12 protein-coding genes are annotated in these 13,325 nt (G+C 67.5%); 4 read left to right on the top strand and 8 right to left on the bottom strand.

What is annotated here, in order from left to right; genetic code table 11:
• Positions 1-172 precede the first annotated feature (172 nt).
• Positions 173-841, top strand: a complete 669-nt coding sequence (locus tag ABIC25_RS22690; protein ID WP_354563263.1) for a TetR/AcrR family transcriptional regulator — start codon at positions 173-175, stop codon at positions 839-841.
• Here the strand turns inward: ABIC25_RS22690 and ABIC25_RS22685 are convergent, their stop codons facing one another.
• The 3 genes from ABIC25_RS22685 to ABIC25_RS22675 all read right to left on the bottom strand — a co-directional run bounded on the left by ABIC25_RS22685 (position 842) and on the right by ABIC25_RS22675 (position 3,431).
• A complete protein-coding gene (locus ABIC25_RS22685; protein WP_239402896.1) occupies positions 842-1,462 on the bottom strand; it encodes a nitroreductase family protein in 621 nt (206 codons plus the stop codon).
• 86 nt (positions 1,463-1,548) lie between these two features.
• Complete coding sequence (locus ABIC25_RS22680; protein ID WP_354563261.1) at positions 1,549-1,959, bottom strand: NUDIX domain-containing protein; 411 nt, start codon at positions 1,957-1,959, stop codon at positions 1,549-1,551.
• Positions 1,956-3,431, bottom strand: a complete 1,476-nt coding sequence (locus ABIC25_RS22675; protein ID WP_354563260.1) for a carboxyl transferase domain-containing protein — start codon at positions 3,429-3,431, stop codon at positions 1,956-1,958. The genes ABIC25_RS22680 and ABIC25_RS22675 overlap by 4 nt, the downstream gene beginning before the upstream one ends.
• 80 nt (positions 3,432-3,511) lie before the next feature.
• Here ABIC25_RS22675 and ABIC25_RS22670 point away from each other — a divergent pair, with 80 nt between their 5' ends.
• The gene (locus ABIC25_RS22670; protein ID WP_354563258.1) at positions 3,512-3,976 is read left to right on the top strand and encodes an SRPBCC family protein; all 465 of its coding nucleotides are present in this window, start codon (positions 3,512-3,514) and stop codon (positions 3,974-3,976) included.
• Here the strand turns inward: ABIC25_RS22670 and ABIC25_RS22665 are convergent.
• From ABIC25_RS22665 to sucC, 4 genes are all read right to left on the bottom strand, one after another.
• Positions 3,960-4,487, bottom strand: a complete 528-nt coding sequence (locus tag ABIC25_RS22665) for an RDD family protein (RefSeq protein WP_239402892.1) — start codon at positions 4,485-4,487, stop codon at positions 3,960-3,962. The two genes, ABIC25_RS22670 and ABIC25_RS22665, sit on opposite strands and share 17 nt — an antisense overlap.
• Positions 4,484-5,194, bottom strand: a complete 711-nt coding sequence (locus ABIC25_RS22660; protein ID WP_004020099.1) for a hypothetical protein — start codon at positions 5,192-5,194, stop codon at positions 4,484-4,486. The genes ABIC25_RS22665 and ABIC25_RS22660 overlap by 4 nt, the downstream gene beginning before the upstream one ends.
• 97 nt (positions 5,195-5,291) lie before the next feature.
• Positions 5,292-6,194 (bottom strand): succinate--CoA ligase subunit alpha, encoded by a 903-nt coding sequence (gene sucD / locus ABIC25_RS22655; RefSeq protein ID WP_004020100.1) that lies wholly within the window; start codon positions 6,192-6,194, stop codon positions 5,292-5,294.
• A gap of 13 nt (positions 6,195-6,207) precedes the next feature.
• Positions 6,208-7,371 (bottom strand): ADP-forming succinate--CoA ligase subunit beta, encoded by a 1,164-nt coding sequence (gene sucC, locus ABIC25_RS22650; RefSeq protein WP_004020101.1) that lies wholly within the window; start codon positions 7,369-7,371, stop codon positions 6,208-6,210.
• Between the two features lie 439 nt (positions 7,372-7,810).
• Here sucC and ABIC25_RS22645 point away from each other — a divergent pair, with 439 nt between their 5' ends.
• The gene (locus ABIC25_RS22645; protein ID WP_248644916.1) at positions 7,811-8,971 is read left to right on the top strand and encodes a M23 family metallopeptidase; all 1,161 of its coding nucleotides are present in this window, start codon (positions 7,811-7,813) and stop codon (positions 8,969-8,971) included.
• A 68-nt stretch (positions 8,972-9,039) separates the two neighbouring features.
• On the opposite strand, the gene ABIC25_RS22640 is transcribed toward ABIC25_RS22645, so the two are convergent.
• The gene (locus ABIC25_RS22640; protein WP_239402889.1) at positions 9,040-11,544 is read right to left on the bottom strand and encodes a UvrD-helicase domain-containing protein; all 2,505 of its coding nucleotides are present in this window, start codon (positions 11,542-11,544) and stop codon (positions 9,040-9,042) included.
• A gap of 219 nt (positions 11,545-11,763) precedes the next feature.
• On the opposite strand from ABIC25_RS22640, the gene ABIC25_RS22635 reads away from it, so the two are divergent.
• Positions 11,764-13,320 carry a hypothetical protein gene (locus ABIC25_RS22635; protein ID WP_239402888.1) on the top strand — a complete coding sequence of 519 codons (1,557 nt, stop codon included), beginning with the start codon at positions 11,764-11,766 and terminating at the stop codon, positions 13,318-13,320.
• Positions 13,321-13,325 lie beyond the last annotated feature (5 nt).

The following is a 13,325-nucleotide window of genomic DNA, read 5'->3' as shown; positions in this document are numbered from 1 at the left end:
TGCGCCCGCCGTCCGGCGCGCGACCATGCGCAAGACTAAGCCCTCGCCGGCCCCGGAAGCGGTGGCCGGCGCAGTTTTCATTCGACCGGGTCACCCGCCACCGGGATCCGCCCACCGACGTCGGTCAGGCTGCATCTCGTTCGCATGCACGGACGCGTAGAGTGCGGGATCGATGTCCGCAACGCACGAACCGCGCGAGGACGAATCGGAAGCCACGAATCGTCCGCCGACGCGCCGAACCCAGGCCAAGGCGGCCCGTCGTGCCGAATTGCTGTCCGCCGCCGCTCGTCAGATGGCCGAGCGCGGGTTCGCGGGGGTACGGCTGGAAGACATCGGACGGGCTGTCGGGGTGAGCGGACCGGCAATGTACCGCCATTTCTCCTCCAAGACCGAGCTGCTCGACGAGATGCTCATCGACATCAGTCAGCGACTGCACGACGGCGGCAGCGAGGTCGCCGACCGCGGTGGCTCCCCGTCGGAAACGCTGGTGGCGCTCATCGGCTTTCACATCGACGTGCTCGTCACCCGCCCCGACCTCATCACCGTGCAGGATCGCGACCTGCCGTCGATGACCCCGGCCGCCAATCATCGGGTTCGACTGTTGCAGCGCCGCTACGTGGAACGGTGGGTGGATGTGCTCCTCGCCGTCACCGACGAGGCCGGCATGGCTCTCGACCGCGCCGAGGCCCGCGTGCGCGTGCACGCGATGTTCGGGCTGCTCAACTCCTCGCCGCGCCTGCCCGCTTTCGACCAGAACGGACTGCGTCGACTTCTGACCGCGATGGCGCTGGCTGCACTGCAGTGCGAGGTGCCGGATCAGGTGGGACCCGGCACCTCCTGATCACCAGCCGTCGATGTGCAGGACCGAATCGAGGGACTTCCGCGGTGCGGGCTTGAAGTCGGTGCCCTTGCTGTAGGCCACCGGCAGCAGCACACCCTGATGGATGTTGTCCGGGATGCCGAGGAGTTCGGCGATCTCCTTCTCGTAGTTGATGTGCAACGTCGTCCACGCCGACCCGAGACCACGGGCACGAAGGGCCAGCTGCAGGCTCCAGGCACCCGGCAGCAACGAACCCCACACACCGGCCTGATTACCCGCCGGCAGGTCCCCTCCGGTGTAGATGGCGCCGATGACCAGCACCGGGACCTGACCCATCGTGTCGGCGAGGTACTGGGCGCTGGACGCGACCCGCTTACCGGTCTCGTCCCGCGGGGCCTGGCCCGAGTAGTACTTCGCGAACGACTGCGCATAGTAGTCCGCGACCTTCTGCTTCAGCTCGGGGTCGGTGAGCACGATCCAGTGCCAGGTCTGACTGTTGCTGCCGGTCGGCGCCTGCAACGCGACCTCGAGCGCCTCCTTGACCACGTCGAGCGGCACGGGACGATCGAAGTCGAGACGCTTGCGCACCGAGCGGGTGGTGGTGAGGAGTTGGTCAGGGTCCAGGGGCAGTAGTTCGGTCATGTCTCCATCCTGCACACAACCGCTCTCGAGCACCACGTCACCCCCACACGGCGAACTGCCGTCCGCGGGTTCGGCTCGATGACCGGTCAGGGCGACTCCGGTGGCAGTGCACCGGCCTGTTCCAGATACTCCACCAGCCGGCTGGTGACTTTCGCCGTGCGCACCTGGGCCGGTGTGAAGAAGGCCGCGTCGGCGGCGTCGTCACCGGGACGCAGTTTCCCCGAGCGGATCTCGGCCCGGAAGTCGTGCACCTCGTACACCCGTCCGTCGCCGACCGGTATCTCGAGCTGGATGGCCGGTTCACCGACCGTCACCGCAAGACCGGTTTCCTCTTCCACCTCGCGCACCACCGCCTCTTCGAGCGATTCCCCGGGCTCGACCTTGCCGCCGGGGAGGCTCCAGTGTCCGGCCGACGGCTCGTTGCGGCGCAGTATCAACAGGATTCGGCCGTCCTCGTCGGTGATGAGTGCGCCGACGGCAACCACGCGGTCGGTCATCGGGCGTCCGCCGTCGGCACGCGCGTGCGCGCCTCGCTGTCCGGAACGGGCGAAGCGGCCAGGTACCGGGCGATCGAGTCACGGAGCGCCGACATCGCTTCGTCATCCGATCCGGCGTCGACGACGACGTCGATCATCCCCTGAGCCGCCATGCGACCGGCGAGAATGCCCTGCCGCGAGGCCATTTCACCGGCGTGGTCGAGATCCCGGTGCACGATGAGGCTCGCTCCCTCGGGCGGCAACGGCGAGAGCCAGGCATCGGCGCGCGCGACGCGGAAGTCGGCGGGGAAGAGCGCCAGCGCCGCACCGCCCGCACCCTGGCCCAACAGCACGGAGACCGTCGGCACCGGGGCGCTGATCAACTGGACTGTGCAGCGCGCTATCTGCGCCGCGAGGCCACCCTCCTCGGCGACGACCGACAATTCCGCGCCCGGGGTGTCGATCACGGTGACCACCGGGAGCCCCAGGTCCCCGGCCGTCAGGAGTGCCCGGCGCGCCTCGCGCAGGTGCCGGGGACCCGGCAACTCGCCGGCCGCCTGTGACGTCCGGTCATATCCGACGACCAGTGCGACGTGTCCGTCGAAGTCGCTCAGCGAGAATCGGAGTGGCCCGGCATCCGACAGCGGCGCGGAGTCGCCGTGCGCCAGGAACTCGACGAGTCCCGCGCGCTCGGGCTCCCGGGTCGCGCGGACACACGCCCAGGTGTCGTCCGGCTCCCCCGAACGCGTGCGTCGCGGACGTACCCGAATCGAGTCGGGCGGCGCCACCGCATCTCCCCGACGGGCGAGGAGGCGCAGTACCGCCGATAGGCGCTCGCGGAGGTCCAGGGGCGCGACCACGTCGTCGACAACCGTTGTGCGGACCAGGTTCTCGGCGGTCTGGACATCGTCGGGGAATGGCTCACCGTGCAGGCCCTCGTACACACGCGGTCCGAGAAAGCCGATGAGCGCTCCGGGTTGCGCCCAGGTGATGTGCCCGAGCGACCCCCACGAGGCGAACACACCGCCGGTCGTCGGGTGGCGCAGGTACACCAGATAGGGCAGTCCCGCGGCCTTGTGGTCGGTGACGGCACCGGTGATCGCGACCATCTGCAGGAACGCCGCGGTCCCCTCCTGCATCCGGGTGCCCCCCGAAGCCGGGAGGGCCAGCAGCGGAAGCCGCTCACGCGTCGCGCGCCGGACCGCCGTCACGATCCTGGCACCCGCGTCGCGTCCGATGGACCCACCGAGGAAGCCGAACTCACTGACCACCATGGCCACCGGGTGGCCGCCGATCACACCGGAGCCGGTGATCACCGATTCGTCGGACCCGGTGCGCTCGCGGGACCGCGCCAGTTCCTCGGCGTAGGCGTCGTCGTCGCCGTCCGAGGCGGACGCCGGACTCTCGACCGGGGAGTCCCACGATTCCCACGTTCCCTCGTCGACGAGCATGTCGCGCAGGACCGGTGCGCTCAGCCGTGCCCGTTCACCCATGGATGCCACCGTATCGGCTGCCCGCCGGTGTCATACTCACGTCACCTCGAACCAGTCGACCGACGGCCAGGAGACCCCGCATGTCCGACACGTTCCGCATCACCCGATCCATCACCGTCGACGCACCGCCCGAGGCGGTACTGCCGTACCTGACCGACTTCCGGCAGTGGGTGCACTGGTCCCCGTGGGAGGGCGTCGATCCGGACATGACGCGCGACTACTCCGGCGCGGAGCACGGTGTCGGCGCCGAGTACGCGTGGTCGGGCAACAAGAAGGCCGGACGGGGTGCCATGGAGATCACGCGCGTCGACGAACCCCGAGAGGTCGAGGTGCGCCTCGAGTTCGAGAAGCCGATGACGACCACCAACACCGTCACCTTCGAACTCGTTCCCCGGGGTCGGGCCACGCGGGTGTCCTGGACGATGGTGGGCCCGCAGTCGCTGTTCAGCCGCGTCGCCGGACTCTTCGGCATCTTCGACAAGATGCTGGGCAAGGACTTCGAGAAGGGGCTGACCCGACTCAAGGCGGTCACCGAGAGTAGATGACCCGGGTCCGCAGGAGGACGTCGGCCACCGACCGACGACGCCGGTCGATCACCACCCACACGAGGCCTATCGCGAAGAAGGTGCACAGCAGCGCGCGCAGCACCGCGATGGTCGGCCGGATGCGGGCCCCTTCCGAATTGACCACGCGCAGGCCCATCACGACCGACCCGAGCGTCCGTCCGGAGATCTCCCAGCACGTCGCGAGATACAGCACCGCGACGAGGACGAAGCCGGTCGTGGTGAAGATCAGATCGACTTCCGGCAGCGAGAATTCGCCGACCGAGATGACGAACTTCATCAGGGACAGTCCCGCGTAGGAGGCGCCGAGGATCGTCCAGACGACGAGGAGATCGAGGAACGAGGCGACACCCCGACTCACGATGCCGGCGTTCTTGTCCCGGTCCTGCACCGCATGCGCCTTGTGCGTGGGTGACCGGCCGGGCGTCGTCGGCGGCGGCGACGCCGGAGTCGAATCCTTCAGCGGCCCGGTCGGTTTCGGTTCAGCGGTCATCGAGGTCCCTCGGCGTCGGGCGCAGCCTCGACGGTCGCGGCGCCACGCCGGCGCAGAAACCGGTTGACCGCATTGGCCACCGCGTCGTCGGCGCGCTCACTGGTGCTGCGCACATCGGTCATCACATCGGCGGTCACCGATGTGCTCGCCTCGCGGATGATGTCGGGGAGATCGACGCCGTCGATGATCTCCTCGGCGAGCCCGATCAGATCGACCCGCCCGAGGATGGCGTCGATGTCAATCCGCGCGGCGATCGCGTCGATGTCGATTCCGGTGGCGACGGCATCGAGATCGACCTTGCCGATCACCGCGTCGAGGTCGACGAGGTCGATAGCCGCGTTCAGGTCCACCTGTGCCACAGCACGATCGAGATCCACGGTGGTGATCACCTCGTCGATGTCGATGAGTGCGAGCACCTCGCTGATGAGGCGCTTGAGGTCGACATGGGTGAGGACGAGGTCGGTGAGGTCGACCTCCTCGACCAGCGCGTCGACCACTTCCCGGATGACGACGCCCAGGACGGCTCTCGTCGTCGAGACCGCCACCGTCACAGCGGCGTCGGTGATCGTGGCGATCCGCGCCCGTGCGGACCCGATCAACCCGCCCGCCACCGGAAGCCGTTCGGCAACCCCCACGAGCACCCCGGCGTACCGCACCGACTCCCCCACCAGCTGGGGAATCGCGCCGCGTCGAGCCTGGGAGTTCACCGACGGATTATCTCACGCGGCGACTGTGGCGGGTCGACCCATGAAAAAGCCCGAGCGAGGAAGATTCCCGCTCGGGCTTTTCCGTGGGCGTCGAGGCTTACAGGGCCTGGTAGAGTTCCCGTGCCAGCGAGGCGGTCTCGGACGGCGTCTTGCCGACCTTGACGCCCGCGGCCTCGAGGGCCTCCTTCTTGCCCTGGGCGGTGCCCGCACCGTCGGAGACGATGGCTCCGGCGTGGCCCATGGTCTTGCCCTCGGGAGCGGTGAAGCCCGCGACATAACCGACGACCGGCTTGGTCACGTTGGCCTTGATGTACTCGCCGGCCTTCTCCTCGGCGTCGCCGCCGATCTCACCGATCATGACGATCAGCTTGGTCTCGGGATCCTTCTCGAACGCCTCGATGGCGTCGATGTGGGTGGTCCCGATGACCGGGTCGCCGCCGATGCCGATGGCGGTCGAGAAGCCGAGATCGCGCAGCTCGTACATCATCTGGTAGGTCAGGGTGCCCGACTTGGAGACCAGACCGATCGGCCCCTTGCCGGTGATGTTGTTCGGCGTGATGCCCACCAGCGCCTCACCCGGGGTGATGATGCCGGGGCAGTTCGGGCCGATGATGCGGGTCTTCTCGCCCTTCTCCACGTTGTAGGCCCACGCGTAGGCGGAGTCCTGCACCGGGATGCCCTCGGTGATGACCACGAGCAGCGGGATCTCCGCGTCGATGGCCTCGATGATGGCGTCCTTGGAGAACTTCGGCGGCACGAAGGCGATCGAGGTGTCGGCCCCGGTCTCCTTCATGGCCTCGGCGACCGAGGCGAACACCGGGAGTTCGACGTTGTTGCCGTCGGCGTCGACGTGCGAGACGGTGGTGCCCGCCTTGCGTGCGTTGACACCGCCGACGACGTTGGTGCCGGCCTTGAGCATCAGGGCGGTGTGCTTGGTGCCCTCACCGCCGGTGATGCCCTGGACGATGACCTTGTTGTCTTTGTTCAGAAAGATCGACATTTCCGTGGCTCCCTTACTTGCTCGCCAGCTCGGCGGCCTTGTCGGCGCCCGAGTCCATGGTTTCGGCGAGCGTGACCAACGGGTGGTTCGCATCGGCCAGGATCTTGCGGCCTTCGTCGACCTTGTTGCCGTCGAGGCGGACGACCAGCGGCTTGTTGGCGTCGGACCCCAGCTTCTCCAGAGCACCGACGATGCCGTTGGCGACGGCGTCACACGCGGTGATGCCACCGAAGACGTTCACGAAGACGCTCTTGACCTGCTCGTCGCCGAGGATGACGTCGAGACCGGCCGCCATGACCTCGGCCGAGGCGCCGCCGCCGATGTCGAGGAAGTTGGCGGGCTTCACGTTGTTGTGCTTCTCACCGGCGTAGGCGACCACGTCGAGGGTCGACATGACCAGGCCCGCACCGTTGCCGATGATGCCGACCTCACCGTCGAGCTTGACGTAGTTGAGGTCGTTCTCCTTGGCCTTGAGCTCCAGGGGATCGGTGGCGTCGCGATCCTCGAACTCCTCGTGGCCGGGCTGACGGAAGTCGGCGTTGGCATCGAGGGTGACCTTGCCGTCGAGGGCGAGGATCTGATCGTCCGGAGTGCGGACGAGCGGGTTGACCTCGACCAGGGTGGCGTCCTCCTTGACGAAGACCTCCCACAGCTTCGAGATGGTGACCGCTGCGGCGTCGAGCACCTCGGCGGGCAGATGGCCCTGCTCGGCGATCGAGCGCGCGGTCTCCAGATCGACACCCTTCACGGCGTCGACGGCGACCCTCGCGAGGCGCTCGGGCTTGGTCGCGGCGACCTCTTCGATCTCCATGCCGCCCTCGACCGAGCACATGGCCAGGTAGGAGCGATTGGTGCGATCGAGCAGGAAGGAGATGTAGTACTCCTCCGCGATGTCGCTGGCCTCGGCGACCAGCAGCTTCTTGACGACATGGCCCTTGATGTCGAGGCCAAGGATGTTGGAAGCGTGGGACTGCGCGTCGTCCGGGGTCGCGGCGTACTTCACGCCGCCTGCCTTGCCACGCCCGCCGGTCTTGACCTGCGCCTTGATCATCACAGGCTTGCCGATTTCCTCGGCGATCGCCCGCGCGTCGGCGGCATCATCGGTCACCCGACCGGGTGTGGTGGGAACCCCGTGCTTGGCGAACAGTTCCTTCGCCTGGTATTCGAAGAGATCCATTCAGCTCACCATCTCGTAGATTTGCCCGCGCAAGGGTGTAATGCGGGCCATATCGGACTTTAAACCTGTCGGAAATCGCCACCCCGCGCGCACCCTGCGCTTGTGCGACAGATCACTCGCTCGGTCGGCCCTCACAGGATTGGCGGCGCCGAGTGAGGGGGACACCCACCCCGAGCGTCCATGAGCAGCACATACACGCGCCGACATCCGTTCGCCGGATTCACAGGTTCGATGCACCATCGTGAACTGCAAATTCGTCAACTTCGAGCGTGGCGCACAAGTCATGTGACTCAGCTCACAATATGCCGGTTTGTCGCTTTCTACGGTTGGACTTGCCGCAATCATTTCGTTACCGTCGGCTCTCAGCGGTTGGTCACAGAAGGATTACGGACGGTAACTTCGAATCCGCCAACGACGAGATGCGGCAGCAAGAGATGAGGTGGACGATTTGGCGGGACTCGGTGTCTCACGCGGATCGGGCCGCGTCCGATCGGGCGGGTTGATCGATGACGTCACAGCGGAAGAGATGACCACGATCATCCCCATCGTCGACACCGACGACGCCGCCGGATACGACCTCAGCGACTACGACTTCGATTTCGCCGACTCCGCCACCACCCGCGAGTCCTCCGACGCCGGCTGGACCCCGTCGTCGTGGCAGGGCTACTACCGCCCCACCCGCTCGGAGATCACTCAGGACATCCTGATCCCCGAGCACGAGTTCGATCAGTACGAGCACGACGAGCCGTTCGATGTCGACGGCGCCGAACTCGACGTCTTCGACGGAGGCGAACTCGACGCCGTCGCCGACGACGCCCTCGACGGCGAGAATCGCCCCTTCCGCACCAATCCGGCCGGACAGCGCGTGCGCCGTGGCGGCAAGCACCGCATCGCTGCGCCCCCGAACGCCCTCAAGGGCGGACGCGCCGCCCTCATCGCCATGGCGGCCGGCGCCGCCGTCGCCGCCGTCGCCCAGGTCGGCGCAGGCGACGAAGCGCCCGCCCCGGTGAACGCCGCCGCCGTCAACGACGCGTCAGCGCCCGGCGCCGCACCGGTCGAACTCGGCCCCGGAGTGGCCGCTGCGACAGCACAGACCGACCAGATGAACGTCTTCACCAACCAGCTCGGTGTCGGCGCCAAGATGGCCGCAGACCAGGATCGCCGCGAGGCCCTGGCCCGCCGCCCGCTCTTCACCTCGCCGATCCCGCTCGGCAGCTACGACTTCACCTCGGCCTTCGCGATGCGCTGGGGCACCATGCACGGCGGCATCGACATGGCCGCTCCGCTCGGGACCCCGATCCACGCGGCCACCGACGGCGTCGTGATCAAGGCCGAGCCCGCATCGGGATACGGCCACTGGGTTCAGGTCCAGGCGGCCGACGGAACGGTCACCATGTACGGCCACATGGCCTCCTCGGGCGTCCTCGTCAAGGAAGGCCAGCGCGTCACCGCCGGCGACGTCATCGCCCTGGTCGGCAACGAGGGCTTCTCGTTCGGGCCGCACCTGCACTTCGAGGTGTGGAAGAACGGCAACACCAAGATCGATCCCGTGCCGTGGCTCGCGGCCAAGGGCGTGAAGCTCTCCGGTTACACCGGCTGACAGCAGCGCGACCGCCGCAAGCTCCGAGCGCCCCTCAGGGGCAGCCGGGGGTGTCGCTTGCCCTCACCCTAGAGCTTGTCCCCAGGAATCCCGCCCGCGGTGAGAAGAGTGACTCGACCCGCGCTGCCGCCGTAGTCGATCGTGACGCGCTCGGTGGCGCCGCTGCCTTCCTTGGCCACGACCTTGCCCATCCCGTACTTCGGGTGGTTGTGCCGATCGCCGATGTCGAGCTGGACCTGCTTGTTGCGACCACGTGCCGGATCCGAGGAATACGACGAACGTCCGCGACCCATCGACGACGAACCGCCCGAGCCGGAGAATCCCCCGTCGCGGCCGAACACTCCGCCCGAAGACCCGCCGAACCCCCGTGCCGAGCGCCGGGGTTCGGTGCGACGCCAGTCGATGAGGTGTTGCGGGATCTCCTGCAGGAAACGGGATTCCGGGTTCGACACCGGCTGACCCCACGAGGCGCGGGTGACCGAACGGGTGAGATACAGCCGCTGCTTGGCGCGGGTGATGCCCACGTACGCGAGGCGTCGCTCCTCGCTCAACTCGGCCGGATCGCCCAGCGCCCGCATGTGCGGGAAATGTCCGTCCTCCCAACCGGTCACGAAGACGACCGGGAACTCCAGCCCCTTGGCGGTGTGCAGGGTCATCATCGTGACCACACCCTCGCCCTCGTCGGGCACCTGATCGGCGTCGGCGACCAGCGAGACGCGCTCGAGAAACGCTGCGAGCGAACCGGGTTCGGGCTCACCCTCGCGGTCGACCTCGATGTCGGGGTCGTCGGCATCGGCGTCGACCTGTGCCGCGTCGGCACTGAATTCTCTTGCCACGGCGACGAGTTCGTTGATGTTGTCGAGCCGGGCGCCATCCTGCGGATCGTTGGAGGCCTCGAGTTCGGCCCGGTAGCCGCTGCGTTCGACGATCGCGTCGACGAGTTCGCCGATGTCCGCCGATTCCTCGGTGGCATCGAGGAAGGCCACGTCGGCGTCTTCGGTGCCCGCCTCGCCGAAGTGGGTGAGGAAGTCCGAACGCAGGCCCTCGATGAGTTCGACGAACCCGCCGATCTGCTTGACGGCCCGTGTGTTCAACAGGGCGACCTTGCCCTCGGCCGCGTCCATCAGCGACTCGTAGAAGCTCCGGCCGGTGTTCTCCGAATGCACGGCGACGCAGGCCTCGGCGCGGTCGCCGATGCCGCGCCGGGGGGTGTTGAGGATGCGGCGCAGGCTGACCGAGTCGTCCGGGTTGGCGACCACCCGCAGGTAGGCCACCACGTCGCGCACCTCCTTGCGCTCGTAGAACTTGGTACCGCCGACGACCTTGTACGGAATCCCGTGCCGGACGAACACTTCCTCGATCGCACGCGACCCCGTGTTGGTGCGGTAGAACACCGCGACGTCGGAGTACTTGTGGCTCGACGAACCGCCGATCGAGTAATCGGTGAGCTCCTCGATCTCCTTGGCGATGAACGTCGACTCGTCACGGTCGGAGTCGGCGACATAGCCGACGATGAGTTCACCCTCGCCGGAGTCGGTCCACAGCCGCTTCTCGCGCCGGTTCGAGTTGCGCGCGATGACCGCGTTGGCGGCCGACAGGATCGTTTGCGTCGACCGGTAGTTCTGTTCGAGGAGAACGGTTTCGGCGGACGGGAAGTCGCGCTCGAACTCCTCGATGTTGCGGATCGTGGCACCGCGGAACGCATAGATGGACTGGTCGGCATCGCCGACCACGCACAGTTCGGACGGTTCCAGACCGCTCGCGGTGGTCTGCTCTCCCACCAGCTCGCGGATGAGCACGTACTGCGCGTGGTTGGTGTCCTGGTATTCGTCGACCAGAACGTGACGGAACCGGCGCCGGTAGTACTCGGCGACCTGCGGGTGCCGGTGCAGCAGCGCGACGGTCTCGCCGATCAGGTCGTCGAAGTCGAAGGCGTTGGCGGCGCGCAGCCGACGCTGGTACTCGGCGTAGATCCGGGCGATCGTCGTCGAGGTCGGATCGTCCTCGGGCGCCGAGGCCAGTGCCTCGTCAGGCGAGATCAGCTCGTTCTTGAAGTTCGAGACGGCCACCGACACCCCGCGCGGGCTGAACTTCTTGGGGTCGAGGTCGAGGTCGCGGATCACCATGCCGAACAACCGCTTCGAGTCGTCGGAGTCGTAGATGGAGAAGTTGGAGTTCATCGACTCCAGCAACCCGGACTGCGCACGCAGGATGCGCACACACGTGGAGTGGAACGTCGAGACCCACATGTAGGCGGCACGGGGGCCGACGAGATCGATGACGCGCTCGCGCATCTCCGCGGCGGCCTTGTTGGTGAACGTGATGGCCAGGATCTGCCCGGGTGTGACATCCCGCGCGGCCAGCAGGTAGGCGATCCGGCGGGTCAGCACCGCGGTCTTGCCCGAGCCGGCACCCGCCACGATCAGCAGCGGTGCGCCGGCATGCAGCACCGCGGCGCGCTGTTGCGGATTGAGACCTTCGAGCAGGCGCGCGACCCGATCGTCGGCGGCCGCACCCGAGGTGGCGGCGCCCGCGCGACCGGCGAGAAGAGGGGCAGAAGAAGAGCTGTTCATCGGTTGTCCAGGTTACCCGCCACTGCCGACAGACCCCCGTCGGCCGGTCCGCTCGGCCCCGGTGCGAGGTCCACCGAACAGTCGACCGGCCCCGTGGGTTGAGGCCCCGATCGTCGTCGCCCGCGGCTAATATGACGCCGTACCACCGGCTCGGGGTGCCCTGTCTGCGAACGAACTCGCATGCGGCGACGCCGCCCCGGCGAGCAGGAAGAGGCGCCCATGAAGAGACCGTCCATTGTCCCCGCCGCCATCGCACTCGGTGTCGGAGCACTGGCCCTCGTCATCGCGCTCGTCCTGTCGTTCGTGCCGTTCAGCAGCGCGGGCACCGTCGAACCCACGCCCGCCTTCCGTGCGCAGAAGAGCCTCGACGAGGTGCTGTTCAAGATGGCCACGAGCCCGGCGGCCAAGTTCACCGGCCGGGTCACCTACAAATACGACGACGAGCGCGGCGAGGGCACGGTCGAGTTCGACGACCTGATCGTCACCACGTCGAACACCGCCGAGGGCACGATCACCCTCGGCGCGCAGCAGGGCGAGTATCGCCAGATCGGCAACAGTCCGTTCATCAGCGCGCCCGGCGCCCTCTGGACCGAGCTCCTCGTCGACGCGGAGAAGACGAACCTCGACACCGGGCCCCTGGACAACAAGTGGGCCTCGACCCGCTTCACGAGCATGCCGCGCCTGGGCACGATCCTCGGCCCGGACAATCTCGCCGGCGACATCGGCAACATCGAGGCCGGCGACGCGCCGCAGCTGGGGGCCGAACTCCCGGCACCCAACAAGGGCACGCCCGACGCCCGCCACTGGCCGACCACCGACCCGCCGATCGAGTTCGTCGGTGACGACAAGGTGAAGATCGGGGCCTGGGAGGTCACGTTCGATCCGGAGACGAAGAACGTCACCAACGTCAAGGGTCAGAGTGTGCAGGGCCCGGTCACCTACGACATCGACGCGGCGGTCAGCCTGCAGCCGGCCGACCAGGCCCAGAAGGTGTTCGCCAACCAGCGCGCCCTCGTCTCGGACCTCGTGTCGGTACCCGCGCCCGGACTGTGGATGAAGCAACCGGTGGTGTCCTCGCGGCAGACCGGTGCATGCACCACCTCGTCGTGCGCCTTCGACTACACCGTGCAGGGCAGCCCTTACACCGACGACGTCCGCGGCCACTTCAACTACGGTCTGACGCTCAACTTCGCGGTCGGCAACCGACCACCCGGAGCGCTCGGCGGTGAGTGCAAGGTGGTCCTGCGAGTGGACTTCGGTCGCAACGGCACCACCCGGTGTGCGGCCACCAACCTCCCGCCGGACACCAACATCGCGTCGCGATACAGCTTCACCTACCTCGCGTTCATCGACTCGACCGAGACCGAGCTGAACGATCTCATCGACAACAACGAGAAGCAGACCAACACCGAGATCGTCTATGTCCGTACCGGAAACAAGGAACCGGAACAGGCCCGCTTCGGTGCCAGCGTGACCGGCCTGCCGAGCTACTACGCGATCAAGCGCGGCGACTACGTCTTCGACGGCATCGGCACCGACGGCAACATGCACGTCACCTTCGGTGACGGGTATCGGGAGCACATCGTCGGCGGCACCTTCGATCCGTCCTGGGAGGGCACCGAGGTGCTCCGCGAGCAGATGCAGCAACAGGTCACCGCGGCCGGGGACGCAAAGGTCGTCTACTTCGTCGCCGAGGAGGAGACCGCGTCGGCCCTCCGGGCCCTGATCGCCGCGGAGAACCAGAGCGACAACATCTCCGCCTTCTACTACGACTGAGGGCG

This window comes from Gordonia sp. PvP123, from assembly GCF_040547295.1.
Lineage (GTDB): Bacteria > Actinomycetota > Actinomycetes > Mycobacteriales > Mycobacteriaceae > Gordonia > Gordonia terrae.
Note: the sequence above shows the minus strand (reverse complement) of the source record. Positions and strands in the feature narration are given on the sequence as shown.